This is a genomic window from Streptomyces sp. NPDC050704, from assembly GCF_040654355.1.
Classification (GTDB): domain Bacteria; phylum Actinomycetota; class Actinomycetes; order Streptomycetales; family Streptomycetaceae; genus Streptomyces.
In genome coordinates this window covers 1-25,420 of the sequence record NZ_JBFAHW010000093.1, presented here as the reverse complement: position 1 = coordinate 25,420, position 25,420 = coordinate 1, and the positions used below count along the sequence as shown (strand labels likewise).

Below are 25,420 nucleotides of genomic sequence, written 5' to 3'. Positions count from 1 at the left end.
GTGTCACGCCGCCCGGTCCCGCGCGTGCCGCGCCGCCGCGACCACCGTGCGGCTCTGGTGCTCGACCTGGTGCTCCAGAGGCACCCAGCGGGCCCGGAAGCGTTCGGCGAAGGCCTCGCTCCAGGACGCGACCAGGCGTTCCAGATGGGGCGCGGCCCGGTCGTCGGCCTCCCTCAGGACCCGCAGGAGCATCGCCGCCGCCCGCAGCGGGAGCCGGCGGCCGAACGCGTCCACGCTGCCGACGTACGCCATCGTCGTGTCCGCGGGCGGCGTCCGGGCCCAGTCGACGGCCAGCCCCGGCACCAGCTCCAGAGCCCACTTGGCGGCGCGCATCAGGGGGCCGTCGGGCCCGGGAAGGCGTGGCAGCACCTCGGCGAGGACGCGCTCCACCAGGAGCGCGTCCCGCAGGAGCCGGCGTGCCAGCCGTCGCATCGCGGCCGCCGGGGCGGGATGCGGCGCGGGGTCGTCCACCAGGTCGCTCGCCCACATCGGCACCTCGACGACCGCGGTCAGACCGCCGTACCGGTGGGCGTGGTACCAGGTGCTGTGCCGGGCGTCGTCCGGCATGCTCGGGCACGCCGCGTCCGAGCCGGGCGCGGGCATCACATGCACACCCGGCCCGGAGGCCGGCCAGCCGGCGGCGTCCGAGGCACCCGTCTCGACCGGGATGCGCAGCTCCGCCGCGGACTTGGCGAACGGTTCGGCGAGACCCGGGATGTCCTTCGTCAGCTGCACCCAGCTGCCGCCCAGATCGGTCCCGTGCAGGGTCACCTGGAGATAGGGGCGGAGCTCGTCGATGACCCGGGTGAGGGCCCGCGTCTCGGGCGGCAGCCGGTCGGGCGGCAGCACGGACGGGGACCACTCGGGCTGTTCGGGGCCCGCCGGGCGGAAGAAGCCGAGGTGGTAGTCGAGCAGGGTGCGCGGCGCCGGCGTCACATGGAGACTGGCGCCGTCCGGGTCCGCGCAGAGCAGGAAGTGCCAGGAGGTGTCGGTCCGCAACCGCCGGTCGCGCAGGACCCGTTCGGCCAGCGACAACAGCGTGGAGCCACCGGTGGGCTCGTTGGCGTGGGCGCCCGCGACGACCAGTACCGAGCGCTCGGCGTGGCCCACGGAGAGCAGGTGCAGGGGCCGGCCGGCGCGCGAGGTGCCGACCTGCCGGAGGGAGCACAGGCCCGGCCGGTGAGCGGCCAGCGCCCGGGCGGAGGAGACGATTTCGGTCACACTGGGGTAGCGCAGCTCCGGCAGGAGACTCACCCCCGTCTTGGTCCTTCCCGGCGTCGCATCCGCAGTACTCCACGGTCTCGTTGCACTGTCAAGGATGTGAAGGGGCGCCTCCGGGGGGCGCCCAGCAGCATTTACCGCCAGCCGTAGGACATTTCAGGCCGCTCGGTCCGCTTCAGTGCTCGGTGTCGTCACCGACCCGCTCCAGGAGCGCCACGGGCAGCCGCTCGAAAAGCGTCTCCACGCGCGCGTGCCCCGTGAACTCCCGTCCCGGAGTGAGCAGATCGGCCCACCGCCCGGCGGGCAGCGGCAGCGCCGTGTCGTGCCAGCCACCCGCCTCGGCCAGGCGCAGCGACAGCCGCGTGACGGCCGTGATCACCTCTCCGGAGCGGACGAACGCCACACAGTGCGCGGCGCCCCGACCCTCCGCGAGGACGGGCGCGTACGCGGCCGCCTCGCCGAACAGGGCGGGCCGCCGCCGACGCAGCCGCAGCGCGGCCGTGGTGAGCGCGGCCTTCTCGGCGGACAGGCCGGCCGGGTCCTCCGGGTCCTCCGGGGCCTTCGGCGGGAAGTGCGCGAGCCGCCGGTTGTCCGGGTCCACCAGGGCCCGGTACTCGACCTCCGTGCCCTGGTAGAGGTCCGGCACGCCCGGCATCGTGAGGTGGACGAGCGCGGCCCCCAGGACGTTCGCGCGCACGTACGGCTCCAGGGAGCTCCTGAACTCGGCCACGCGCTGTCCCGGCGCCCCGCACGGCCCCGCCTTCAGGAAGGCCGCCACAGAGGCCTCGTACGCGGGATCCTGCTCGGTCCACGCCGTGGCCAGACCGGCCTCCCTGACATGCTTCAGCAACGCGCCCTGGAGCCGTTCCCCGGTGGCGGGACCGAGTCCGACCGCGGTCTGCCACGCGGCCCAGGCCACCTGCGGATCGGGCGCCGCCACCCCGTCGACCGCGGTCCGTCCGGTCACCTCGGCCAGCAGGTCGGCCCAGCGCCGCGGGACCTCCGTGAGCACCGAGACCGCCGCCCGTACGTCGGCGCTGCGTTTCGTGTCGTGCGTGGACAGGACGGTGCCGGTGGCCGGCCAGTCGCGCTGCACGCGCGCGCAGTACGCGTGGAAGTCCTCCGGGGACACGGCCGGGGACCCCGGTTCGCCGCCCACTTCGTTCGCCGACAGCAGCGGCACGTACCGGTAGAACGCCGTGTCCTCCACGGACTTGGCCCGCAGCGCCGACGAGGTCTGTGCGAACCGGGCGCGGAACCCCTCGTACTCGGGTCCGTCGCCGGCCCGGCCGAGCACCAGGTCCCGTACGAGATCCACCGCGCGGGCCTCCTCGGGCACCCGGAAGGCCTGCCGGGCCTCGTCCGCGGCCTCCTCGGTGACGACCGACGCGGCGTCGGTGGAGGCGTAGGGCCGGTAGACCTCCAGGCGGACCAGGAGTTCCCGCAGCGCGGTGCGCAGCGCCCAGGGGGCGAGGTCGCGCAGCGCCGGGTCCGGCGCCGTGCGGCACAGCCGGTCCGCCTCGCGCGTGAGGCGGTCGACCTCGGCGGCCAGCTCGTGATGGACCACCTTGTACGCGGCTCGCCGCACGGTCGCCTCCCAGACGCCCCCGCGGTCGGCCTGCGGGGCCGCGAACCGCCGGTACTGGCCGAGGAGTTCCCCGGCGCCCGCCGGGTCCGTGAAGAGGCCGTCCACGTGCCGCAGCGCGTCGTAGCCGGTGGTGCCCGCGACCGGCCACGCGGCGGGCAGTGGTTCGCCGTCCGCGAGGATCTTCTCGACCACCGTCCAGCGGCCGCCCGTCGCCTCGTGGAGGCGGCGGAGGTACGTGTCCGGGTCGGCGAGGCCGTCCGGGTGGTCGATCCGCAGCCCGTCGAGCACGCCTTCGTCGAGCAGCTCCAGGATCTTCGCGTGGGTGGCCGTGAACACCTCCGGGTCCTCGACGCGCACCCCGATGAGCTCCGAAATGCTGAAGAAACGGCGGTAGTTGAGCTCCGTACGGGCCAGCCGCCACCACGCCAGGCGGTACCACTGCGCGTCCAGCAGCTCGGGCAGGGGCAGCCGCTCGGTGCCGGCCCGCAGCGGGAACGCGTGGTCGTAGTAGCGCAGGACGTCGCCGTCGACCTCCAGGGCGCCGATCTCCGTACCGAGCGGCCCGCCGAGCACCGGTAGCAGCAGCCGCCCGTCCTGGGCCCGCCAGTCGATGTCGAACCAGCGCGCGTACGGCGAGTCCGGGCCCTCGCGCAGTACCTCCCACAGCGGGCGGTTGTGACGCGGGGCCATCGCCATGTGGTTCGGGACGATGTCCACCACCAGGCCCAGACCGTGCTCCCGCGCGGTGCGCGACAGGGACCGCAGCCCCGTCTCGCCGCCCAGTTCGTCCCGCACGCGCGCGTGGTCCACGACGTCGTAGCCGTGCCCCGACCCCGGCACGGCCTCCAGGACCGGCGACAGATGCAGATGCGAGACCCCGAGCGAGGCCAGATACGGCACGGCCGCCTCGGCGGCCCCGAACGGGAACTCCGGCCGCAGCTGAAGCCGGTACGTGGCGGTGGGCGCGGCCGGGGCCACCGGGTCGGGACGCTCAGGTGTCATGGGAACCTACGTACCCGCCCGGCGGCCTTTCGTGTCACCGACACGCCCGCCGGTGCGACAGGGGCCTAGGCCGGCCGTTGCAGCACCATCATGCTCCGGTCCACCAGGGACAGCCGGTCGCCTGCCTTCACCTTCGGGGCCGTGGTGGGGTCCAGCCCTTCCGAGCGGGCCGTGTCGACCACCACCTGCCACTGACGTCCGTGGTTGACCGGCACCACGAACTCGGTCGTCTTCGCCGAGGCGTTGAACATCAGCAGGAACGAGTCGTCGCTGATGCGCTCGCCGCGCGGGCCCGGCTCGGAGATCGCGTTGCCGTTGAGGAACACGGACAGCGCGCGCGCCTGGGTGGAGTTCCAGTCGCGCTGGGTCATCTCCTCACCCCCGGGGGTGAACCAGGCGATGTCCGACAGCTCGTCGTGGGTGCCCTGCACGGGCCGGCCGTGGAAGAACCGCCGCCGCCGGAACACCGGGTGCTCGCGGCGCAGCCGCACCATCGCGCGCGTGAACTCCAGCAGCTCGCTGCCGTCCTCGGGCCAGGGCACCCAGGCCAGCTCGTTGTCCTGGCAGTACGCGTTGTTGTTGCCGCCCTGCGTGCGCGCGAACTCGTCGCCGTGGCTGAGCATCGGCACGCCCTGGGAGAGCAGCAGCGTCGCGGTGAAGTTCCGCCTCTGACGCGCCCGCAACTCCAGGATGTCGGGATCGTCCGTCTCGCCCTCGGCCCCGCAGTTCCACGACCGGTTGTGGCTCTCGCCGTCGCGGTTGTCCTCGCCGTTCGCCGAGTTGCGCTTCTCGTTGTACGACACCAGGTCGTTCAGCGTGAACCCGTCATGGCAGGTCACGAAGTTGATCGAGGCCAGCGGGCGCCGCCCGTCGTCCTGGTAGAGGTCCGAGGACCCCGTCAGCCGGGACGCGAACTCCGCGAGCGTGCGCGGTTCGCCCCGCCACAGGTCCCGTACGGTGTCGCGGTACTTCCCGTTCCACTCGGTCCACAGCGGCGGGAAGTTGCCCACCTGGTAGCCGCCCTCGCCGACGTCCCAGGGCTCGGCGATCAGCTTCACCTGGGAGACCACCGGGTCCTGCTGCACCAGGTCGAAGAACGACGACAGCCGGTCCACCTCGTGGAACTGGCGGGCCAGCGTCGCCGCGAGGTCGAAGCGGAACCCGTCCACATGCATCTCGGTGACCCAGTAGCGCAGCGAGTCCATGATCAGCTGGAGCACGTGCGGGGAGCGCATGAGCAGCGAGTTGCCCGTCCCCGTGGTGTCCATGTAGTAGCGGGGATCGTCGGTGAGCCGGTAGTAGGAGGCGTTGTCGAGGCCCCTGAAGGACAGCGTCGGCCCCAGGTGGTTGCCCTCGGCCGTGTGGTTGTAGACGACGTCCAGGATGACCTCGATACCGGCCTCGTGCAGCGCCCGGACGGCCGACTTGAACTCCAGGACCTGCTGTCCGCGGTCGCCCCAGGAGGCGTACGCGTTGTGCGGTGCGAAGAAACCGATGGTGTTGTAGCCCCAGTAGTTGTTGAGGCCCATGTCCACCAGACGGTGGTCGTTCACGAACTGGTGAACGGGCATCAGCTCCAGTGCCGTGACGCCCAGTTCCGTCAGGTGGTCGATGATCGCCGGATGGGCGAGCGCCGCGTACGTGCCGCGCAGCTCGTCGGGCAGCCCCGGGTGCCGCATCGTCAGACCCTTCACATGGGCCTCGTAGAGCAGCGTGTGGTGGTACTCCGTGCGCGGGCGCCGGTCGTCGCCCCAGTCGAAGTACGGGTTGACGACCACCGAAGTCATCGTGTGGGGCGCCGAGTCCAGGTCGTTGCGCTTGTTCGGCGTCCCGAAGTGATAGCCGTACACCTCCTCGCCCCACTCGATGGAACCGCTTATGGCGCGCGCGTACGGGTCGAGCAGCAGCTTCGCGGAGTTGCAGCGCTGGCCGCGCTCCGGCGCGTACGGGCCGTGTACGCGGAAGCCGTACCGCTGGCCCGGCATGATGCCGGGCAGGTACGCGTGCCGTACGAACGCGTCGCTCTCGCGCAGCTCTATGGCCGTCTCGGAGCCGTCGTCGTGCAGCAGACACAGCTCGATTCGGTCCGCGGCCTCCGAGAAGACCGCGAAGTTGGTACCGGCGCCGTCGTATGTGGCACCGAGTGGGTACGCCTGTCCAGGCCAGACCTGCATGGATGCAACTCTTCCAGTTGTGCGATGCCGCGTGGGGCGACTCCCGCCCGAGTCTCCCCGAAACTGATGGAACCACCTATGACTTACCTCCCTCTTACCGGGAGACCAGTGCATACGCGGTATGCCGAACCAGCGGGATCCAAGCGACTCCTGGGGCTATGGGAGGAGTAGGGGGAGAATGTGCGCAAGATAGTGCACCGCCATTTGGGCAAGGTCGTGGCGGGGGCGGGCATCGCGGTGGCGGGGACCGCCGTGATGGTCGCGATCACTCTGCCGGGGTCGGCGGGCGCCGACGACTCGGGCAGTGGCCAGGCGGCCGGCCAGACCTCGCAGCAGGCGGGGCAGGACCAGGGCCAAGGTCAGGGCAAGGGGCAGGGCCAGGCCGCGGTACAGCCGGGCGTCGTCGAGCGGGCTCCGGCCGACGGCGACACGGGCAAGGGGCGCGACCCGCTCACCGACGACGAGACGAAGCGCGTCGAGCAGCTAGCCCTGGACCAGCAGCTCTTCCGTACCAGCCAGGACGTCGAGGGGGACCGGGGCCCGCAGCGGATCACCGTCGACCTCGCCGAGCCCGAGGTGGACGAGCTGGACGACCCGGACGCGCCGCGCCGCGCCGACGTGTCGTTCTACGACTACAAGGACGACTCGCTCGTCACCAAGACCGTCAACCTGGACACCGGCAAGGTCGAGCAGACCGGCACCCAGCAGGGCGTGCAGCCGCCGCTCAGCCGCGCCGAGACCGTCGAGGCCGCGCAGCTCCTGATCGCCGACCCGCTCGGCGCCGGCCTGAAGGCGGACTACAAGGACGCCACCGGCAAGGAGCTCACGACTCCGGACCAGCTGCTGCTCAACGGCATGATCTTCCGCGCGAGCCCGGGTGGGCCCGCCGCGGTCGCCGACTGCGGTGAACACCGCTGCACACGGCTCTTCGTGAAGGTCAAGAACGGGTCCTGGATCGACAGCCGTGACGTGGTGATCGACCTGAGCGCCCGCAAGGTCGCCAAGCTCGGCTGAGCCGCTCCGCGCTCAGAGACCTCGCTTCACCGGCATCAGTTCGCTTTCCCAACTCATGCTCCTCCGTAAGGGAGTCATTTCTTCATGCGTGTGAACAGCATCAGCCGCGCCCGCAGGCTGACGGCGGTGGGCCTCTCGGTGGCCGCGCTGACCGTCGGCGCGACGACGGTCGCCGGACCGGCCGGCGCCCAGTCGAAGGCCGCACCGAAGGCGGCCCCCGCGGCGGCCGCCGACTGCAGCGCGGCCTACCGGATCGAGCAGAAGCTCTCCACCGGCACCACCTGGAAGATGTGCTGGCACTACGAGAGCGAGGCCGGGCTCGTCCTGGAGAACATCTCGTACCAGCCCAAGGGCGAGACCAAGCCCATACGCGTGCTGACCAGCGCCAAGCTCGGCCAGATACATGTCCCGTACGACGACGGCTCGGTCGAGTACGACGACCTCACCGGCTTCGGCTTCGGCCAGGGCCTGATGAACATGGCTCCGGGCGAGTGCCCCGGCGGCACCATCAAGACCGTCAAGGTCCCGGACGCCTGGGACCCGGCGCACCCGAACGTCAAGGGCCTGTGCACCACGACCCGTTCGCGCGGTCACGCCTACCGGATGCAGGGCAACTCGGCGAACAAGGTCTACCAGGCCCAGGGCAAGGACCTGCTCGTCTACACGGTCAACCAGGTCGGCTGGTACGAGTACATGACCGAGTGGCGCTTCCAGGACGACGGCACCATCAACATGAACGTCGGCGCCACCGGCAGCCTCGCCCCCGAGGACTACGACGCCGGTGACGGCCGCGGCTGGCCGATCGGCAAGGGTGCCAAGGACTACGCCACCAGCCACAGCCACAACGTCTTCTGGCGGCTCAACTTCGGCCTCGACGGCTCCTCCAAGAGCAAGGTCGAGCAGTACGACTCCGTCGTCAGCCCGCCCGCGCAGGGTGGCCAGGCCCCGCGCAACAAGACCACCCGCACGCAGATCACCAAGGAACTCGCGGGCGACGCCAAGAACATGCGCTGGTGGCGCATGGTCAGCACGGCCGGCAAGAACAAGGACGGCCACGCCCGTTCGTACGAGTTCGTCCCGGGGGCCTCCAGCAAGTACCCGGGCCGCGGCTACACCAAGCACGACATCTACTTCACCCAGTACAAGAAGTGCGAGCAGTTCGCCAGCCACAACCTGCGCAACTGCGGTACCGGAGCCGGCAAGTCCGTCGACAAGTGGGTCAACGGACAGACCCTCACGCACCCCGTGGCCTGGGTCAACGTGGGCTTCCACCACATCGCCCGGGACGAGGACCAGCAGCCCATGCCGGTCCACTGGCAGGGCTTCTCGATCGCCCCGCGGGACGTCACCGCTATGAATCCGCTCACTCCGGCGGAGCTCGCCAACCAGAACGGCCATGTAGAAAACGGTAGTTGAGAAACTACCTGTCCATCCGGCTGCACCGCCGACCGCTCCCGGAGTACCCTTCCTTGATCGTTGGCTGGGGGAGTGCTCGGGGGAGCGGAAGGCGGTGCGCGGGTGGGGTCCGGAGGGCTGGAGTTGCCCCCTGGTGACGGAGGTCACGAGGGGAACTCCTCGGATGCCCCGCCCGGAGCGGTGTCCCTGGCACGCCCGATGGAGATCGGAGCGGAGCTGGACTGGGGCGCCGACGCCTGGCGCGAGGTGCGCACACGCGCCCAGCGCGCCGGGCGGGCCTACATCTGGCTGAACCTGGTCGAACAGCGGCTGCGCGCCGTCGTGGCCGCTGTTCTGCGCCCGATCTACGAACCGGTCCACGGCGAGGACGACTGGGTCGTCGCCGCCGCCGGACCCGCCGGCCAGGAGTGGGTGCAGCGCGCCGTCGCGGTACGCGAGGTCAGCCGCCGCAAGGGCTACTTGCTGGACCCCGCCGACGACAACGTGCTCAGCTTCCTCACCCTGCCCCAGCTGCGCGAGCTCATGGTGCAGCACTGGCCCTGCTTCGAGCCGTACTTCGACGAGCGCCGGGACGTCGAACTCGCCCTGGACGAACTGGAAGTCACCCGGAACGTCGTCTCACGCAACAGGGCCCTCTCCGAGGCCGTCCTTGCCCAGGCCGAGCGTGCCTCGGCGAAGCTGCTGGAGATACTCGGCGCGGGCAGCGATGTGCCGTCCGCGCGGCGGCTGCCCGTCGACGCCGTCGAGAACCTGGTCGGCGACCGGTACGCGGACGTGGTGGCCGTGCACTCGGACCGGGTGCGGCTGATGCGGCAGTTCCCCGCCGAGGACCTCTTCGGCGGCGCCCGCCGCCTCGACGCCATCGGCATCGGCCTGAACCTCCTCGTGCAGAACTTCTCCGGACGGCGGCTCGTGCGGCTGGCCGAGTCCGGCTGCCGGGTGCGGCTGCTGTTCCTGAACCCCGCCTCCAGCGCGGTGAAGCGCCGCGAGCGTGAACTCGGCATAAAACGGGGCGAGTTGAGCCGTTCCGTCGAGATGAACATCCTGCACATGCGCCGGGTCCGCGCCCGGCTGCGCGATCCCGGCGCCTTCGAGATCCAGGTCTACGACGAGACGCCCCGCTTCACCGCGTACCTGGTCGACGGGGACGGTTCGGACGGCATAGCGGTCGTCCAGTCCTATCTGCGCCGGACCCGCGGGATGGAGGCGCCGGTGCTCGTGCTGCGCGGCGGCGGCCGGGTGCTCAAGCCGGACGACGCCGGTGAGGAAGGGCTCTTCGGGACGTACCGCGAGGAGTTCGAGGTGGCTTGGGCCGATTCACGGCCTGTGTCCTGAGGGCTCCCGCGGCTTCTCCCCTCACCGCCAAGCGGAATGCGGTCCTCGGATTGTCAGTGGCTCATGGGATCGTGGTGGTCACTGGGGGAACGCACCATGAAGAAGGGGGCCGGCATGGGCTGGCACGGGGAGCTGCTGATCGGCTTCGACCTGGAGACGACCGGGACGGATCCGCGCGAGGCGCGCATCGTCACGGCGGCGGTGATCGAGGTCAGGGGCGGAGAGCCGGCCGGGCACCGCGAGTGGCTGGCCGATCCGGGAGTCGAGATCCCGGCGGACGCGGTGGCGGTGCACGGGATCAGCAACGAACGGGCGACGGCCGACGGCAGGCCCGCCGACGAGGTGGCCGACGCGATCGCCTCGGTCCTCGTCTCGTACTGGCAGACGGGCGTGCCGGTCGTCGCCTACAACGCGACCTTCGACCTGACCCTGCTCTCCGCGGAACTGCTGCGGTACGGACTGCCGTCGCTGCGTGAGCGGCTCGGCGGCCTGGACCCCGCGCCGGTCATCGATCCGTACACGATCGACCGCTCGGTGGACCGCTACCGCCGCGGAAAGCGGAACCTCGAAGCGGTCTGCGCGGAGTACGGGGTCGCGCTCGACGCCGCCCACGACGCCTCGGCGGACGCCCTGGCCGCGGCCCGCCTCGCCCACGCTATAGCCGGCCGCCACCCCAAGATCGCGGCGCTCGGCCCGGCGGAGCTGCACCGCCGCCAGATCGAGTGGTACGCGGAATGGGCCGCCGACTTCCAGAGTTTCCTGCGCCGCAAGGGCGACCCGGCCGCGGTGGTGGACGGGACCTGGCCGGTACGGGACTTGGCGGACGAGCGGGTCTGAGCCCGTCCCCGTCGGTCAGGCCGAGACGGGACTCGGGCTCCGGCTCGAACCTGGACCGGAGTCCGGGCTCGCGATGCGCTCGACGCGGGGTTGGGCGAGCCGGGCGTAGTCGGGGCCCGAGATGACCAGCGAGCGGTCGAGGCGGGCGGCGTTGAAGTAGAGGCGCGGCCGGCCGACGACGTCCGGGTCGGCGACGAGTTCCAGACCGGGATCGAAGCTGAACGGGAGGACGGTGCCGGGTACGGCACGGGCGAGCCGCTCGGCGGTGGCCGCGTCCGTGAATCCGGCGTAGCGGGCGCTGTAGAGCGTGCGGATGGCGTCGAGGTCCACGCGCCGGTCCCCGGGGACCACCGCGAGGACGTGGCGCGTGGTCTTCCGGTCGACCTTGACCCTGAGCACGATGCACTTCGCGGCCTCGGACTCCGGGTGGCCGCGGAGCGCGGAGACCGCTTCGGTACCGCCTTCGGGCTCGTGGTCGATGAGTTCGTAGGGGATGGAGGCGGTGTCCAGGAGGGTGATCAGACGGCCGTAGGTGTCGTGGTCGGCGGTGTCGTGGTCGTGGTCGTGGTCGTAAGCGGCGTGGTCGGCGGTGTCCTGCTCGGGCATGCGGGGTCCTCTTCGTCCTTTTCGGGGTGCTGCGGGTTGTCCGGGCTCTTCAACGGGTCGCGGTGGGCACGGTGGGCGCGCTCGATGGCCTGGCCCCAGTACGTTCCGGCGACCATCAGGGCCGCGCCGAGACCGGTGAGCACGGTGAGGCGTTCGCCGGCGATGCCGATGCCGATCAGCACGGCCCAGACCGGTTCGGTGCCCAGCAGGAGGCTGGCCCGGCTGGCCGAGGTGCGCTGGACGGCCCAGGTCTGGGCGAGGAAGGCGAACACGCTGCAGAACAGGGCGAGATAGAGCAGCTGCGCCCAGCCCGCGGCGCCGACATGGGCGAGGGTCGGCAGGTCGCCGGCGGCGGGCCCGACGAACAGCGCCGAGCCGACGAGGGTCTGCACGGTGGTCAGCCGCAGCGGGCGGATCGCGCGGCCCGCGGTGAGGCGGCCGACGAGAGCGACGTGCACCGCCCGTACCAGCGCGGCGACGAGCATCAGCAGGTCGCCGAGGCGGGGAGCGTGGAAGCCGTTGCCCGACATGAGGAGTCCGACGGCCAGCAGGCACACGCCCGCGGCCGCGTAGAAGGAGAGGGGCAGACCGCCGCGGTGTCCCGTGCGGTCGAGGAGGGGGGTGAGCACGATGGTCAGGCTGATGATCAGGCCCGCGTTGGCGGCGCTCGTGTGGGCGACGCCGTACGTCTCCACGAGCAGGACGGCCGCCTGCGTGACCCCGAGAGGCACGCCGACCCGGATCTCGTCACGGGTCCACCTGCCGGAGCCCCGGCCCGACCGCCCCCGGCCCGCGGCGACCAGGCCGAGACACGCGAGCGCGGACAGGGCGTACCGGGCGAAGAGCACCACCAGCACGGGGAGCACAGCGGTGGCCGTCTGGGCGGAGAGATAGCTGGAGCCCCACACGAGGGCGACGAGGAGAAGTACCGCATCGGTACGGCGGGCATCAGGCACGCGCCCACCCTGCCCTCTTCCCATCCCTGAAGCCCAGTGCCAGCTTCTTAAGCAACCATGTAGCTTCCCTACATCGACCTCTAGGCTGAGGGCATGGACGAACGGCAGCTGCGCATCCTCCGTGAGCTGGGCGACCTGGGCAGCGTCACGGCGGTCGCCGAGGCGCTGCTGGTGACGCCCTCGGCGATTTCCCAGCAGCTGCGGCTGCTGCAACGCGCGATTCCCGTCCCGCTCACCGAGCGCCAGGGGCGGCGGCTGGTGCTCACCGACGCCGGGCAGGCGCTGGCCGGCGCGGCGATCGAGGTGGAGACGGCACTGGAGCGGGCGCGGCACACCGTCGCCGAGTTCGTCGACCGGCCGGACGGCGAGGTGTCGGTGGCGGCCTTCCACAGCGCGGGTTCGGCGTTCTTTCCCTTGTTGCTACGGGGGCTGGCCGCGTCCGGCGGGCCTCGGCTGGCCCTCGCCGACGAGGATGTCGCGCAGGACGACTTCCCGCCCTTGACCCGGGAGTACGACCTCGTGCTGGCCCACCGCCTGGAACACGCCCCGCCGTGGCCGCGGACTGTGACCGCCACCACGCTCCTGCGTGAACCGCTCGATGTGGCCATGCCCGCCGGCCACCCCCTGGCGGCCAAGCGGCGGCTCGTACCACGTGATGTGGCCGACGAGCCCTGGATCACCGTGCACGACGGCTTTCCCCTGATGGCGACCATCGAGGCCATCGCCACCGCGGCGGGCCGCAGGCTCCATCTCGCCCACCGCATCAACGAGTTCGCCGTGGTCGCCGAGGCCGTGGCCGCCGGTGGGGGCGTTGCCCTGATGCCCCGTTGGACCACCCGCCCGCATCCCGCGCTGGTCCTCAAACCGCTCAGCGGCGTCCAGGCCCGACGGCACATCGACGCGCTCCACCGCCCCGAGCGCACGGCGCGCAGGGCCGTACGCACGGTTCTCGCGGAGCTGCACCGGGCGGCCGGGACGATTCGGGGGCGAGGCTGACCGCTCCGCGGGAAGCGCGGTTCGATGACTGCGGGCCGTCCGTGGCTGGTCGCGCAGTTCCCCGCGCCCCTTACGGGGCACCGGTTGCGCTCAGAACGGATACCAGCGAACCGTTTCGTCGCCGTCCCGCAAAGATGCCACCCGGCGCTTGAACTCCGCCAGTGCCTTCGGGTTGCTGGGCGCGTGCTGGGCGACCCAGGCGCAGCTGGCCGTCTCGCGCGCTCCGCGCAGCACACCGCAGCCGTCCCACTCGCGCACATCCCAGCCGTACGTCTCCGTGAACGCGTCGTAGGCCTCGGCCGGCAGCCCGTACCGGTCGCGGGACAGTGCCATGACCACCAGGTCGTGCTCGCGCAGGTCGGCGGAGAAGGTCTCCAGGTCGACCAGGACCGGTCCGCCGGGGCCGACATGGACGTTGCGGGGCAGGGCGTCGCCATGGATCGGGCCGGGCGGAAGGTGCGGGGTCAGCGCGGCGGCGGCCACCGCGAAACCGTCCCGGCGCTCGCGCAGATACGCGGCGTCCGCCGGGTCGACCGTGTCGCCCGCGAGCCGCAGCCAGCGCTCGACACCGTTCAGCAGTTCGCGGGGCGGCAACGCGAAGGGAGGAGGCGCGAGCGCGTGCACCGCCCGCAGGAGTTCGGCCAAATCGCGCGGTTCGGCGGGGCGTACGGGATCGGGCAGCCGGTGCCACACCGTCACCGGGTGACCGTTCACCAACAGTGGCTCGGGTTCGGAGGCCCGCACGGCGGGAACATCGGCGTCGGCGAGCCAGAGCGCGATGTCCAGCTCCCGGCGCGCGCGGTCGAGGAGTTCGGCGCTGCGGCCCACCTTGACCACCAGGTCACCGGCGGCGAACACCGCGTTCTCGCCCAGGGCGAGGAGCTGTGCGTCCCGGGCCGGACCGGGCAGCGCACCCGCCACGGCCAGCACGTCCCGCGCCTGTGCCTCGTCCATCCTTCGCCTCCGTGTCTCGCGCGTACGGCGCGCTAACGGCGTCGTGTTCACGCCATCCGTCGGCCAGTGTCGCATTCGCACAGGTCGGACCGTGTGCGCGGTGCCTTGACGAGGTAGTCCGGCTTCACGACCATGACGGGGGCCGCCGGGACGGCCGGACCCCCACGCGCCGCCCGAAGGAGCCGATTCCGTGACATTGGCGACCGCGAGGACGCGGTCAAGGAAGCGCGCGCCGGGATCCGGTGCCGCCGGAGCGGGCGGCCGTCCCGTCGACCACGGTGCCTGGTTCCTGGTGCTGCCTGCGCTGATCCCGATCCTGGTGCTCAGCGTGGGGCCGCTCCTCTACGGGATCTCGTTGGCGTTCACCGACTCCCAGTCGGGCCGCACCGAGCCCACGGAGTGGATCGGCACCCTCAACTTCCAGGACCTGCTGCACGACACGCTGTTCTGGGACTCGTTCCGGATCGGTCTGCTGTGGGCGGTGGGTGTCACCGTCCCCCAGTTCCTGCTCGCCCTCGGGCTCGCGCTCCTGCTCAACCAGGAGTTGAAGCTGCGCTGGCTCGCACGGGCACTGGCGATCATCCCGTGGGCCATGCCCGAGGTCGTCGTCGGCATCATGTGGCGGCTCGTCTACAACGCGGACGCGGGCATCCTCAACGAGACGATCCGCGACCTGGGCCTCGGTGACGGCCGTGACTGGCTGAGCGGGCTGGCCACGGCACTGCCCGCGGTGATCGTCGTCGGCGTCTGGGCGGGCATGCCCCAGACGACGGTCGCCCTGCTCGCCGGACTGCAGAACACCCCGCGCGAACTCCACGAGGCGGCCGCGATGGACGGCGCCGGCGCCTGGCGCCGCTTCCGCACGGTCACCTGGCCCGCCCTCAAACCGGTCGCGCTCGCCATCACCGCGCTCAACTTCATCTGGAACTTCAATTCATTCGCCCTGGTCTACGTGCTGACCAACGGCGGTCCCGGCGGCCGCACCCGGCTGCCGATGCTGTTCGCGTACGAAGAGGCGTTCCGCTACGGCCAGTTCGGCTACGCGGCGGCGATGGGCTGTGTGATGGTCGCGGTGATCTCGGTGATCCTGGCCTTCTACCTGGTCGGCCGGCTGAAGGGCGGCGAGGACGCGTGAAGACAGGAAAAGCGGCCCGTACGGGTCAGTACCTCGCCCTCCTCGGGTATCTCGTCTTCCTGGCCTTCCCCTTCCTCTGGCTGATCTCCACCGCCTTCAAGCCGCCGCGCGAACTGGGCAGCCTGCACCCCACCTGGATCCCCAAGGACCCCACCTTCGCCAACTTCCGGCAGGCCTTCGACGAGCAGCCGCTCCTGGACGCCGCGCTCAACTCCCTGATCGCGGCGCTCGGCGCGGCCGTGATCGCCGTACTGATCGCGACCCCGATGGCGTTCGTCATGGCCCGGCACCGCACCCGGCTCGCGAAGGCGGCGACGGGATGGGTCGTGGTCAGCCAGGCGTTTCCGTTCGTGCTGGTGATCATTCCGCTGTTCCTGGTCCTGAAGAACCTCCGGCTGATCAACTCCGTACCGGGACTGGTGATGGTGTACGTGGTGTGGGCGCTGCCGTTCGCGCTGTGGATGCTCGTGGGGTACGTACGGGCCGTGCCGGCCGAGCTGGAGGAGGCCGCGGCGGTGGACGGCGCGGGCAAGGTGCGCACGCTCGTCTCCATCACCGCGCCGCTGCTCGTGCCCGGCATCGTGGCCACGGCACTGTTCGCGTTCATCAGTGCGTGGAACGAGTTCTTCTTCGCCCTCGTGCTGCTCAAGACGCCGGAGAAACAGACCTTGCCGGTCGTACTCACCCACTTCCTCGGCGCGGAGGGCGTCGCGGACCTCGGACCGCTGGCCGCGGCCGCGTTCCTGGCGACCCTGCCGTCGCTGGTCGTCTTCGCGATCATCCAGAAGCGGATCACGGGCGGGATGCTCGCCGGGGCGGTGAAGAGCTGATGCGGACGAGGATGGTGCACACGAGGCTGATGCGTACGAGGTTGTTCAGCGTGCTGGTCGTGGGGCTCCTGCTCACCGGCGGCTGTACGGGCGACGACAGCGGTTCGGAGGACGGCCGTGTCACCCTCCGCTTCCAGTCCCTGGCCTGGCAGGAGGAGTCCGTCGATGTCAACAAGGAGCTGGTGAAGGAGTGGAACGCCCGCCATCCGGACGTGCGGGTCGAGTACGTACAAGGGAGTTGGGACAGCGTCCACGACCAGCTGCTGACCTCCTTTGAAGGTGGAGAGGCGCCGGACATCATCCATGACGCGTCCGACGACCTCGCGGACTTCGCGTACGGCGGCTATCTCGCGGACCTCCGCGACCTGCTGCCCGGGCGGCTCAAGTCCGATATCCCGCAGCGGAGTTGGGAGACAGCGACGTTCGGGGACGGGATCTACGGGGTGCCGTTCCTCCAGGAGCCGCGCGTCCTGATCGCCAACGCCAGCTGGCTCAAGGAGTCCGGGGTGCGCGTGCCGACGCCCGAAAAGCCGTGGAGTTGGGGCGAGTTCAGGAGGATCACCGGTGAACTGAGCGGCGGGGACGGGAAATACGGCGTTGCCTGGCCGCTCAAGGACCCCGTCTCGGCCACGCTCAACCTGTCGATGTCGACCGGCGGGCAGCTGTTCCACCGGAGCGCGGACGGCAAGGTGAGGATCCGCTTCGACAAGACGGACGAGGTGGTGCCGCGCACCATCCACGACCAGGTCAACACCGATGGGAGCGCGTCGGGTTCGACCCTCGGAAGTGGTGGCTCCGACACGCTGCCCGGCTTCTTCGGCGGGAAGTACGCGATGATCCCGCTCGGGTTCTCCTACCGGCAGCAGATCGTGCAGCAGGCGCCCAAGGGGTTCGACTGGCAGGTGCTGCCCGCGCCGGCCGGCGCCGACGGGCTCACTCAGGGCGTGAGTCCGCAGACACTGTCCGTCGCGGAGGACAGCCCGCACAAGAAGGAGGCCGTCGAGTTCATCGACTTCCTGCTCCGGCCGGAGAACATGGTGCGGCTCGCGCTCGGCGACTGGATGCTGCCCACCGGCACCGAGGCCCTCAGGGACCCGGCACTCCACACGGACGAGAACGACTGGGCGACCGGCACCGCCCTCGCCGAGCATCTGCGGTCGGCGCCCGCACAGTCCGTACGGGGCTATCCGGAGTGGAAGGACAAGGTGGCGACACCCGCGCTCCAGGAGTACTACAGCGGGGCGATCGGGCTTGACGAACTACGCGAACGCCTCGTGGAGGACGGGAACTTGGTGCTGGCCCGCTACCAGCGCTGAGAGCCGCCTGCCCTGGGTGCCCCTGCCCGACATCCGGATGACTGTCGCCGAAATTAGGTTGCACGAGACGTCTCGTCTCGTCTAGGGTCAACGTCATGACCACACCACGCCCCGCCCACATCGCCATGTTCTCCATCGCCGCCCACGGGCATGTGAACCCGAGCATCGAGGTGATCCGGGAACTCGTCGCCCGCGGTCACCGGGTCACTTACGCGATTCCGCCCACCTTCGCCGAGAAGGTCGCGGAGACGGGTGCCGAGCCGAAGCTGTGGAACTCGACGCTGCCCACCGACGACGACCCGGACGCGTGGGGGACCGAGCTGATCGACAACATCGAGCCGTTCCTCGCCGACGCCCTCCAGGCGGAGCCGCAGCTCGCCGCCGCGTACGAGGGCGATGAGCCGGACCTGGTGCTCTACGACATCACGGCCTACCCGGCCAGGACCCTGGCCCACCGCTGGGGCGTACCCATCGTGCAGCTGTCGCCGAACCTGGTGGCCTGGGAGGGCTACGAGGAGGAGGTCGGCAAGCCGACGTTCGAGCCGCTGAAGCAGACGCCGCGCGGCAAGGCCTTCTACGAGACCTTCGCGCGCTGGATCGCCGACAGCGGCATGGACCTGAGTGTCGAGGACTTCATGGGCCGCCCCGACCGCTGCCTCGTCCTCATCCCCAAGGCGCTCCAGCCGAACGCCGACCGGGTCGACGAGAACCGCTACACCTTCGTCGGCGCCTGCCAGGGTGACCGCAAGGCGCAGGGAGACTGGCAGCGGCCGGCCGCCGCCGAGCGCGTACTCCTCGTGTCCCTGGGGTCGACCTTCACGAAACAGCCCGGCTTCTACCGGGAGTGCGTCAAGGCGTTCGGTGATCTCCCCGGCTGGCATGTGGTGCTCCAGATCGGCAAGCACGTCGACCCGGCCGAACTCGGCGAGGTCCCGGGGAACGTGGAAGTCCGCGACTGGGTACCGCAGTTGGCGATCCTGAAGCAGGCCGACGCGTTCATCACGCACGCCGGCGCGGGCAGCAGCCAGGAAGGGCTGGCCACCGCCACGCCCATGGTCTGCGTACCCCAGGCCGTCGACCAGTTCGGCAACGCGGACATGCTTCAGGCCCTCGGGGTCGCCCGCCACGTACCGATGGAGGAGGCGACGGCCGAGACCCTGCGCGAGGCCGTCCTCGCGATGACCGCCGACCCGGAGGCGGCCCGACGGCTCAAGGAGATCCAGGAGGGAATGGCGACGGAGGGCGGCACGAAGGGGGCGGCGGATCTGATCGAGGCGGAACTCCGACGCTGACCCGGATTCGCTCGGAAGGGCTCGGAAGAGCACCGATTGCGTGACCGTCAGCGAACTGCGAATGCCCGCGCGTCACGGTTGTACGCGAATAGTGAAGCCATGGCGCACTTTGGATAACGGGAAGGTCATTCGGTAACGCTCGGATAACGCGGTCTCGGCCCGGGCGGCTCATTGACAGGGTTACTGAGTGAGACCGTTACCCCGGAGAAAGGTTGTACGGATCACTCCTTGTCACTTCCCTGAACAACTTCTTAGCGTGCGGTGAACTCGATACGAACTTTGGGAAGTTGACCTATGCGCCGAGACATACCGCCCCTCGCAGAAGTGCGCCGTATCACCCAGAAGAAGCGTGACGCCTGGTGGACCGTGCTGCTCGTCGACCCGGTCGCCACGCCGCTGGTGAGGCTCACCGCGATGCGTACGAAGGTCACGCCGAACCAGATCACCTGGGGCGCGTTCCTGCTCGGGCTGGCCTCGGCGGCGTGTTTCGCGCTCGGTGACTGGCGGTGGCTGATCGCCGGTGCGGTCGTCTACCACCTGAGTTTCATTCTCGACTGCATGGACGGGAAGGTGGCCCGGCTCACCGGCCAGGGCTCCGTGTTCGGGGCCTGGCTGGACTTCGTCTTCGACCGTATCCGCGTCATGGTCTGCGCGATCGCGCTGATGGCCGGGCAGTTCCAGCGCACCGGAGACACCACCTACATCTGGCTCGCGGCCGTCGTCGTCTTCCTCGACGGCCTGCGGTACATCAACTCGCTGGAGATCTTCAAGACCCGGCACACCATGCGCAAGCAGATCAAGGCCCGTATCCGGGAGGCCCGCCGGGCCGAGGACGACGCGGGCGTCGCCTTCATGGAGGACCTGCTGCGCAACAACCCCGAGGCGGACATCGAGCAGGATCTGCGCAAGGCGGCGGCGCTCGGGCAGGAGCTGGAGCAGGAGCCGGGTCAGGGTCAGGGGCAGGGCTTGCCCGAGGCGGAGGCGGAGGACGAGGCGGGGCCCCAGGCGCAGCCGTCGGCCAAGGTCATCGACCTGCACCAGGAGTTCAGGCACCGCTTCCCGACCTATCTCCGGCTCCGCTCCTTCCTGTTGCGCCACCGCATCCGCGCCCACCTGATCAGTGGCATCGAGTTCCAGATGGGTGTCTTCATCGTCGGCCCGCTCATCGACCAGGTGATCGCCGTGACGCTCGTCTCCGGCGCTCTGCTCCTGGTCTTCGAACTCGCCATCGTCTACAAGCTGTTGCTCTCCACCCGCGACTTCACCCGCACGATCGACTCCTTCGAACGGGACGAGGTGGCCGCAGCGGCGTGAGCGCTCCGCTGGAGGCGCGGTGATGCTTGATGTATCGACGTGCGGCTCCGCCGCGGGTGCGGGCCGGTGGGGGCTGGTCGCGCCGTTCCCCGCGCCCCTTACGGGGCATGCGGCGGCGGGGCGGGGTGTTGAGCACACCCCGCCCCGCCGCCGTCCTCGTCCCCGATCGGATCGGTCAGACTCCGACCTTCTCGCCCTCGACCGCCGGAGGCTGCGGCGTGGCGACCGCCTCGGCGGCCTCGTCGTGCGTGAGGTCCGGCAGGCGGTTCAGCCACTTCGGGAAGTACCAGTTGCGCTCGCCGAGCAGGGCCATGACCGCCGGGAGCAGCACCCCGCGGATGATCGTGGCGTCGATGAGCACCGCGGCCGCGAGGCCCACACCCATCTGCTTCATGGACTGCATGGACAGCGTGCCGAAGATCGCGAAGACGGCGACCATGATGACGGCGGCGCTGGTGACGACACCCGCCGTGGTGACCACCCCGTGCTGGATGGCGTCCCGTGTGGACAGACCCCGCAACCGCGCCTCACGGATCCGCGAGACCACGAACACGTGGTAGTCCATCGAGAGCCCGAAGAGGATCACGAAGAGGAACAGCGGCAGCCAGGTGATGATGGCGCCCACCCCCTCCGCGCCCACCAGCGACGCGCCCCAGCCGTGCTGGAAGACGCCGACCAGGATGCCGTAGGCCGCTCCCACCGAAAGGAGGTTGAGGACGATCGAGGTGATCGCGATCGTCAGCGAGCGGAACGACAGGAGCATCAGCAGGAAGGCGAAGACCACGACGAACACGAAGACCGGGGCCACCGAGCCGGCGAGCTGGTCGTTGAAGTCCTTCGAGCCCGCGACCTGACCGGTCACCGGCGCCTCGACCCCGTCGACCTTGCCGAGCGTCGCGGGACGGACCTCGTCGCGGATGGTCTCCAGGCTCTTCTCGGCCTTGTCGAGATCCGAGCCGCCCACCAGGGGCACGTACACGAAGGCCAGGTTCTGGCTGTCGTGCACCTTGACCTCGACCGGACCGCGTGAGGCACCCGAACTGACCGCCTGCGCACGGAAGTCGGCGATCGCCGACTTCACCTCGGCGGAGTTGATGTCGTCGGCCTTGACGACCACCTCGGCCGGGTCGGACCCGCCGGGGAAGGCCTCGTTCACCCGCTCGTACGTCGCCACGATCGGCAGTGAGTCCCCGAACTCCTGGTCCAGCGTGAGGTTCTGGGTCTTCATACCGAGCGCGGGAGCCGCGATCGCCAGCAGCGCACCCGCCGCGACCACCAGCGAGATCCCCGGCTTCGCCAGCACCACCCGCAGCACGCTCGTCCAGAACCGGCTCTCACCGTTGACGGGCTTCCCCGAACGGGCGTTGCGCGCTCGCCGCTTGTCCGGGTGCAGGAACGGAATCCGCCCCTTCTCGACCCGGTGACCGAGCAGCGAGAGCAGCGCGGGCAGCACCGTCACCGAGCCGACCATGGCGACCGCCACGACCATCAGCGAGGCCAGACCCATGGCCTGGAAGGTGGCGAGCCCGGTGAACAGCATGCCCGCCATCGCCACGCACACCGTGACACCGGAGACGATGATGGCGCGGCCACTGGTCGCCGCGGCGATCCGCAGCGCCGTCTCGGGGTCCCGGCCCGCCGCCCGCTCCTCACGCTCACGGCGCAGGTAGAACAGGCAGTAGTCGACGCCGACCGCCAGGCCGACCAGCAGCATCACGGAGCTTGCGGTGTCGTCCATCGGCTGCAGATGGCTGACGAGCCCCATCAGGCCCATCGTCGCCACGATCGCGGTGATCGCGAGCGCCACCGGCACCAGCGCCGCCACCACCGCGCCGAACGCGACCAGCAGAATCCCGAGGGCCACCGGCACGGCGGAGTACTCGGCCTGCTTGAAGTCGTCGCCGAACGCGTCGTCGAACGTCTTGTTCATGCTGGCGCTGCCGATCTCCTCGATCCGCAGCGAGCCGTGGTCCTTCTGTACGTCCTCAACGGCCTTGAGCACGGGCTCCACCCGCTCGCCCGCCGTGTCCGCCGAACCGCGCATGTCGAACTGCACGAGCGCGCTGCGGCCGTCCTTCGATATCGAGTCCGTGTCGTACGGCGAGGTCACGTCCGTCACCTTGCCGGTGGCCTCGACCGCCTTCATCACGGCGTCGACCGCGGTGCGGACCTCGGTGTCCGTCGCCTTGACGCCCGAGTCCCTGCCCTGGATGAGCACGGTCTCCCCGGCCGGTTCCTCGATCCCCGCGTCCTCGGCGATGGCCGCGGCGCGGCTCGTCTCGCCGCTGAGCTGCTCGCTGTCCTTGACCTCGACCGTGCCCGCCGCAGAGCCGAGCCCCATCGCCAGGACGACGAAAAGTATCCATATCCCGACGGCCGCCCAGCGGTGCCTGGCGCTCCAGCCGCCGGCCCGCGCGGCCAGACCCCGCACCCGTGTGTCTCCGTTCCCCATGACGGGCTTGCCCCCTCGTCTTCGGTGACGGCCCCCTGCCGGCACCACTGTTTCGAAGGTATGGGGCGGATAAGGACCTATCGTCGTGCTGCCCGGTGAGGTAGGGCGGGCGTGACTCCTCCGCTCGGACCGCGTGACGTCAGCACTGAGGAGGATGTGCGCCCCCTACATGTAAGGGGGCTTCTCGGGGTCACTATGAGGGGCCCGATGTCAAGCCCACGACGCCCGCACGGCCGTCGTGCTCACCCCACCGGGCGCCACGGCCGCTCTATGGTGTGCGGATGACGACGTATGCGGCGCTGTTGCGCGGGATCAACGTGGGCGGCACCAAGAAGGTGCCGATGGCCGAGCTGCGCACCCTGATGGAGAGCCTCGGGTACAGCGACGTAGGCACGTACCTCCAGAGCGGGAACGCCGTCTTCGCCTGCGATCACGGGGACGAGGAGTCACTCGCCGCGGAGCTGACACAGGCGATGGAGAAGCACTTCGGCTTCACGGTCGACGTGCTGGTCCGCGACCACGCGTATCTCCGGGCCGTCCTCGACGCCTGCCCGTTCCCGGCCGCCGACCTGGAGGCCAAACAGCTGCACGCCACCTACTTCTCGGCGCCCGTCGACCCCGCACGTTTCGCGTCGATCGACCAACAGGCCTTCCTGCCCGAGGAGTTCCGCCTCGGCGACCGCGTCCTCTACCTCTACGCACCCGACGGCCTCGGCCGCTCCAAACTGGCCGAGAACCTGTCGAAGCCCCGGCTGCTGAAGGGGATCATCGCGACCACGCGCAACTGGAACACGGTCGTCAAACTCGCGGAGTTGACGCGTGGTCCGGCCGACGGCTCCTCGGGCGCAGAGTGATCTTCCGCGTGCCGGTGTAGGCGGTGTACGAGACGATCTCGTCCGGAACGGTGAGCCGCGGGTCCTGGTACAGCCGTCGTAGCTCGTCCTCGGACCCGTCCGCCGCCGAGACGGTGTCGATCAGGGCGAGTTGGTCCTCGGTGAGCGCCCCGTCGTCGCGGATCTCCGGGCCCCAGCCGTCCCAGGGCAGTACCTCCACGCCGTTGAACGCGGCTAGGTCGTGCAGGACGTTGGAGCGGATGTACCACAGGCCCTTGAAGGCCGGGAGCCAGCTGACACCGAAGGTGCCGGGATCGGCCCGGCCGGCCCGGCACTCCCGCCAGGCCTGCCCCGCGACGACAAAGCTGTCCCTCGGTACGTTCAGCGGATCGAAGGACACGTCGTACGGGCCGGACGCGATCTGCGCGTCCACGAGCCGCCAACTGCCGTCCGGCAGGCGGTACTCGGTCACCCAGTGGTCCTCGTGGAAGCCCTCGACGAAGTAGGTGGCGAAGCCGCAGCGGATACGGGCCGGCGTTCCCGTGGCCCGCAGCAGCGAGCACAGCAGCAGGGAGAAGTCCCGGCAGGTGCCGACGAACCGCTCCTCGAACGCGCGCGGCTCGGTGAGCGGCCGGTCGGAGCGCTCCCGAAGAACGCGCAGTATCTCCGTCACGTACCGTGACTCGGCGTCCCGGTGAAGCGGGCCCGGCGGAATCGCGTACCCGAGACGCTCGCCCTCGCCCCGATGGATGATCAGATCTCGTACCACACGGGCGAGTTGGGCCGGATCCCGAGGAAGTCCGGCGGTCGAGAGGTCACCGGAATCGCTGTACGGGCTCTGCTTCAGGTGGAAGTCCATGGATCCGGAGTCTCGGCTCTGCCCCAGGGGCAAGGTCAACCCGGTGCGGCGGCAACCGGGCCGGGGCGATCCGGCGTACACACGACTGTGGCAGGCTCGGACACATGCGCTACATCATCATCGGAGCAGGGGCGGTGGGCGGAGCCATCGGCGGCCGCCTCGCGGAGTCGGGGCACGACGTGGTCCTGGTCGCGCGCGGCGGGCAGTACGAGGCGCTGCGCGACCGGGGACTGCGCCTGGTCACCCCGGACGGGCCGCACACCCACCGGCTGCCCACGGTCGACGGGCCCGGGGCACTCGGCGAACTGCGCGCGGACGACGTACTCCTGCTCGCCGTCAAGACGCAGGACAGCGAGGCGGCCCTGGCGGCCTGGGGCCCGGTGCCGGTCGCGGGCGGCGGTACGGCGGCCGAGCGGCTGCCGCTGGTCTGCGCGCAGAACGGTGTGGAGAGCCAGCGGCTCGCGCTGCGCCGCTTCCGGCGGGTGTACGGGGTCTGCGTGTGGCTGCCCGCCACGTTCGTCGAGCCGGGGGTGGTGTCCGCCGCCGGGATGCCGCTCACCGGCATCCTGCACATCGGCCGCTATCCGCACGGCACGGACGAGACCGCCCGGCTCATCGCCGCCGACCTGGAGCGGTCCCGCTTCGAGGCGCCGGTCGTGACCGATGTGACGCGCTGGCAGTACGCCAAGCTGCTCGGCAATCTCGCCAACGCGATTGAGGCGGTCAGTGGGGTGCTCACCAGTGAGGAGGGCATCGCGCTCTACGGCCGCGTCCGTGCAGAGGGCGAGGCGGCCCTCGACGCGGCGGGCCTCGCGTATGCCTCCGACGAGGAGCAGAAGCAGGCCCGCGCCGACAAGATCCGGTTTGAGCCCTTCGACGGCTCCGAGCGTGGCGCCGGCTCGTCCTGGCAGTCGCTGAACCGGGGTACGGGGACGATCGAGGCGGACTATCTCAACGGGGAGGTCGCGTTGCTGGGCCGGTTGCACGGCGTACCGACCCCGCTCAACGACCTCCTGCAACGGCTCGCGAACGAGTTCGCGCGCGAGCGCCGGGCGGCGGGTTCGATGAAGATGGCCGAGCTGGTGCACCTGGCAGACGAGGCCGTCGCGTCCGTTCAGGACACCCCGGCGCTCCGCCCCTAGCACGACGCGCGACCGGCTCCTCTCGCCCCCGCCGCCCCTACCCGTCCCATCCCTGGGGGCCCGGGACGCAAAGCGATCGCGATCGCCGGTGACGACGAGCACGACCTCGCCACCGTCACACGCCTCGTCGACGCCCTCGGCTTCGACC

General features: G+C 70.5%; 20 protein-coding genes. 12 read left to right on the top strand and 8 right to left on the bottom strand.

What is annotated here, in order from left to right:
• Nucleotides 1–3: 3 nt before the first annotated feature.
• The 3 genes from AB0I18_RS38075 to glgX all read right to left on the bottom strand — a co-directional run bounded on the left by AB0I18_RS38075 (nucleotide 4) and on the right by glgX (nucleotide 5,985).
• The gene (locus tag AB0I18_RS38075; RefSeq protein WP_363110286.1) at nucleotides 4–1,254 is read right to left on the bottom strand and encodes a M14 family zinc carboxypeptidase; all 1,251 of its coding nucleotides are present in this window, start codon (nucleotides 1,252–1,254) and stop codon (nucleotides 4–6) included.
• Nucleotides 1,255–1,396: 142 nt separating this feature from the next.
• Nucleotides 1,397–3,811 (bottom strand): malto-oligosyltrehalose synthase, encoded by a 2,415-nt coding sequence (treY, locus tag AB0I18_RS38070; RefSeq protein ID WP_363110285.1) that lies wholly within the window; start codon nucleotides 3,809–3,811, stop codon nucleotides 1,397–1,399.
• A gap of 65 nt (nucleotides 3,812–3,876) precedes the next feature.
• A complete protein-coding gene (gene glgX, locus AB0I18_RS38065) occupies nucleotides 3,877–5,985 on the bottom strand; it encodes a glycogen debranching protein GlgX (RefSeq protein WP_363110284.1) in 2,109 nt (702 codons plus the stop codon).
• Nucleotides 5,986–6,165: 180 nt separating this feature from the next.
• Here glgX and AB0I18_RS38060 point away from each other — a divergent pair, with 180 nt between their 5' ends.
• The 4 genes from AB0I18_RS38060 to AB0I18_RS38045 all read left to right on the top strand — a co-directional run bounded on the left by AB0I18_RS38060 (nucleotide 6,166) and on the right by AB0I18_RS38045 (nucleotide 10,587).
• Nucleotides 6,166–6,999 carry a Tat pathway signal sequence domain protein gene (locus AB0I18_RS38060; protein ID WP_363110283.1) on the top strand — a complete coding sequence of 278 codons (834 nt, stop codon included), beginning with the start codon at nucleotides 6,166–6,168 and terminating at the stop codon, nucleotides 6,997–6,999.
• An 84-nt stretch (nucleotides 7,000–7,083) separates the two neighbouring features.
• Entirely contained in the window at nucleotides 7,084–8,415 is a 1,332-nt protein-coding gene (locus AB0I18_RS38055) for a copper amine oxidase (protein ID WP_363110282.1), read from the top strand.
• 102 nt (nucleotides 8,416–8,517) lie between these two features.
• Complete coding sequence (locus AB0I18_RS38050) at nucleotides 8,518–9,750, top strand: SAV2148 family HEPN domain-containing protein (protein WP_363110281.1); 1,233 nt, start codon at nucleotides 8,518–8,520, stop codon at nucleotides 9,748–9,750.
• A 114-nt stretch (nucleotides 9,751–9,864) separates the two neighbouring features.
• Nucleotides 9,865–10,587, top strand: a complete 723-nt coding sequence (locus tag AB0I18_RS38045; RefSeq protein ID WP_363110299.1) for a 3'-5' exonuclease — start codon at nucleotides 9,865–9,867, stop codon at nucleotides 10,585–10,587.
• Between the two features lie 15 nt (nucleotides 10,588–10,602).
• On the opposite strand, the gene AB0I18_RS38040 is transcribed toward AB0I18_RS38045, so the two are convergent.
• Nucleotides 10,603–11,193, bottom strand: coding sequence for a YbaK/EbsC family protein (locus AB0I18_RS38040; RefSeq protein ID WP_363110280.1), 591 nt, complete (start codon nucleotides 11,191–11,193; stop codon nucleotides 10,603–10,605).
• The gene (locus AB0I18_RS38035; RefSeq protein WP_363110279.1) at nucleotides 11,106–12,149 is read right to left on the bottom strand and encodes a DMT family transporter; all 1,044 of its coding nucleotides are present in this window, start codon (nucleotides 12,147–12,149) and stop codon (nucleotides 11,106–11,108) included. Before AB0I18_RS38035 ends, AB0I18_RS38040 begins: the two co-directional genes overlap by 88 nt.
• Before the next feature lie 93 nt (nucleotides 12,150–12,242).
• On the opposite strand from AB0I18_RS38035, the gene AB0I18_RS38030 reads away from it, so the two are divergent.
• A complete protein-coding gene (locus tag AB0I18_RS38030) occupies nucleotides 12,243–13,145 on the top strand; it encodes a LysR family transcriptional regulator (protein ID WP_363110278.1) in 903 nt (300 codons plus the stop codon).
• A 90-nt stretch (nucleotides 13,146–13,235) separates the two neighbouring features.
• Here AB0I18_RS38030 and AB0I18_RS38025 read toward each other — a convergent pair whose 3' ends face one another.
• Nucleotides 13,236–14,099 carry an aminoglycoside phosphotransferase family protein gene (locus AB0I18_RS38025; RefSeq protein ID WP_363110277.1) on the bottom strand — a complete coding sequence of 288 codons (864 nt, stop codon included), beginning with the start codon at nucleotides 14,097–14,099 and terminating at the stop codon, nucleotides 13,236–13,238.
• A gap of 190 nt (nucleotides 14,100–14,289) precedes the next feature.
• Here AB0I18_RS38025 and AB0I18_RS38020 point away from each other — a divergent pair, with 190 nt between their 5' ends.
• From AB0I18_RS38020 to AB0I18_RS38000, 5 genes are all read left to right on the top strand, one after another.
• Nucleotides 14,290–15,234 (top strand): sugar ABC transporter permease, encoded by a 945-nt coding sequence (locus tag AB0I18_RS38020; protein WP_363110276.1) that lies wholly within the window; start codon nucleotides 14,290–14,292, stop codon nucleotides 15,232–15,234.
• Nucleotides 15,231–16,064 carry a carbohydrate ABC transporter permease gene (locus tag AB0I18_RS38015; RefSeq protein ID WP_363110275.1) on the top strand — a complete coding sequence of 278 codons (834 nt, stop codon included), beginning with the start codon at nucleotides 15,231–15,233 and terminating at the stop codon, nucleotides 16,062–16,064. The genes AB0I18_RS38020 and AB0I18_RS38015 overlap by 4 nt, the downstream gene beginning before the upstream one ends.
• Nucleotides 16,065–16,093: 29 nt before the next feature.
• Nucleotides 16,094–17,380 carry an extracellular solute-binding protein gene (locus tag AB0I18_RS38010; RefSeq protein WP_363110274.1) on the top strand — a complete coding sequence of 429 codons (1,287 nt, stop codon included), beginning with the start codon at nucleotides 16,094–16,096 and terminating at the stop codon, nucleotides 17,378–17,380.
• 95 nt (nucleotides 17,381–17,475) lie between these two features.
• Nucleotides 17,476–18,672 (top strand): macrolide-inactivating glycosyltransferase, encoded by a 1,197-nt coding sequence (gene mgt, locus AB0I18_RS38005; RefSeq protein ID WP_363110273.1) that lies wholly within the window; start codon nucleotides 17,476–17,478, stop codon nucleotides 18,670–18,672.
• Between the two features lie 294 nt (nucleotides 18,673–18,966).
• On the top strand, nucleotides 18,967–19,986 hold the full coding sequence (locus tag AB0I18_RS38000; RefSeq protein ID WP_363110272.1) for a CDP-alcohol phosphatidyltransferase family protein: 1,020 nt from the start codon (nucleotides 18,967–18,969) through the stop codon (nucleotides 19,984–19,986).
• A gap of 175 nt (nucleotides 19,987–20,161) precedes the next feature.
• Here the strand turns inward: AB0I18_RS38000 and AB0I18_RS37995 are convergent, their stop codons facing one another.
• Complete coding sequence (locus tag AB0I18_RS37995) at nucleotides 20,162–22,438, bottom strand: MMPL family transporter (protein WP_363110271.1); 2,277 nt, start codon at nucleotides 22,436–22,438, stop codon at nucleotides 20,162–20,164.
• 281 nt (nucleotides 22,439–22,719) lie between these two features.
• On the opposite strand from AB0I18_RS37995, the gene AB0I18_RS37990 reads away from it, so the two are divergent.
• Complete coding sequence (locus AB0I18_RS37990; RefSeq protein WP_363110270.1) at nucleotides 22,720–23,292, top strand: DUF1697 domain-containing protein; 573 nt, start codon at nucleotides 22,720–22,722, stop codon at nucleotides 23,290–23,292.
• Here AB0I18_RS37990 and AB0I18_RS37985 read toward each other — a convergent pair.
• The gene (locus AB0I18_RS37985) at nucleotides 23,237–24,130 is read right to left on the bottom strand and encodes a transglutaminase-like domain-containing protein (RefSeq protein WP_363110269.1); all 894 of its coding nucleotides are present in this window, start codon (nucleotides 24,128–24,130) and stop codon (nucleotides 23,237–23,239) included. The genes AB0I18_RS37990 and AB0I18_RS37985 overlap by 56 nt on opposite strands.
• 104 nt (nucleotides 24,131–24,234) lie before the next feature.
• On the opposite strand from AB0I18_RS37985, the gene AB0I18_RS37980 reads away from it, so the two are divergent.
• Nucleotides 24,235–25,272: a 2-dehydropantoate 2-reductase N-terminal domain-containing protein gene (locus AB0I18_RS37980; protein ID WP_363110268.1), complete on the top strand. Its 1,038-nt coding sequence runs from the start codon at nucleotides 24,235–24,237 to the stop codon at nucleotides 25,270–25,272.
• Nucleotides 25,273–25,420 lie beyond the last annotated feature (148 nt).

Excerpts from the sequence above, each read along its gene's own strand:
- treY (WP_363110285.1), bottom strand. The coding sequence starts at position 3,811 with ATGACACCTGAGCGTCCCGACCCGGTGGCCCCGGCCGCGCCCACCGCC.
- glgX (WP_363110284.1), bottom strand. The coding sequence starts at position 5,985 with ATGCAGGTCTGGCCTGGACAGGCGTACCCACTCGGTGCCACATACGAC.
- AB0I18_RS38055 (WP_363110282.1), top strand. The coding sequence starts at position 7,084 with ATGCGTGTGAACAGCATCAGCCGCGCCCGCAGGCTGACGGCGGTGGGC.
- AB0I18_RS38045 (WP_363110299.1), top strand. The coding sequence starts at position 9,865 with ATGGGCTGGCACGGGGAGCTGCTGATCGGCTTCGACCTGGAGACGACC.
- AB0I18_RS38040 (WP_363110280.1), bottom strand. The coding sequence starts at position 11,193 with ATGCCCGAGCAGGACACCGCCGACCACGCCGCTTACGACCACGACCAC.
- AB0I18_RS38030 (WP_363110278.1), top strand. The coding sequence starts at position 12,243 with ATGGACGAACGGCAGCTGCGCATCCTCCGTGAGCTGGGCGACCTGGGC.
- AB0I18_RS38025 (WP_363110277.1), bottom strand. The coding sequence starts at position 14,099 with ATGGACGAGGCACAGGCGCGGGACGTGCTGGCCGTGGCGGGTGCGCTG.
- AB0I18_RS38010 (WP_363110274.1), top strand. The coding sequence starts at position 16,094 with ATGCGTACGAGGTTGTTCAGCGTGCTGGTCGTGGGGCTCCTGCTCACC.
- mgt (WP_363110273.1), top strand. The coding sequence starts at position 17,476 with ATGACCACACCACGCCCCGCCCACATCGCCATGTTCTCCATCGCCGCC.
- AB0I18_RS38000 (WP_363110272.1), top strand. The coding sequence starts at position 18,967 with ATGCGCCGAGACATACCGCCCCTCGCAGAAGTGCGCCGTATCACCCAG.
- AB0I18_RS37995 (WP_363110271.1), bottom strand. The coding sequence starts at position 22,438 with ATGGGGAACGGAGACACACGGGTGCGGGGTCTGGCCGCGCGGGCCGGC.
- AB0I18_RS37990 (WP_363110270.1), top strand. The coding sequence starts at position 22,720 with ATGACGACGTATGCGGCGCTGTTGCGCGGGATCAACGTGGGCGGCACC.
- AB0I18_RS37985 (WP_363110269.1), bottom strand. The coding sequence starts at position 24,130 with ATGGACTTCCACCTGAAGCAGAGCCCGTACAGCGATTCCGGTGACCTC.
- AB0I18_RS37980 (WP_363110268.1), top strand. The coding sequence starts at position 24,235 with ATGCGCTACATCATCATCGGAGCAGGGGCGGTGGGCGGAGCCATCGGC.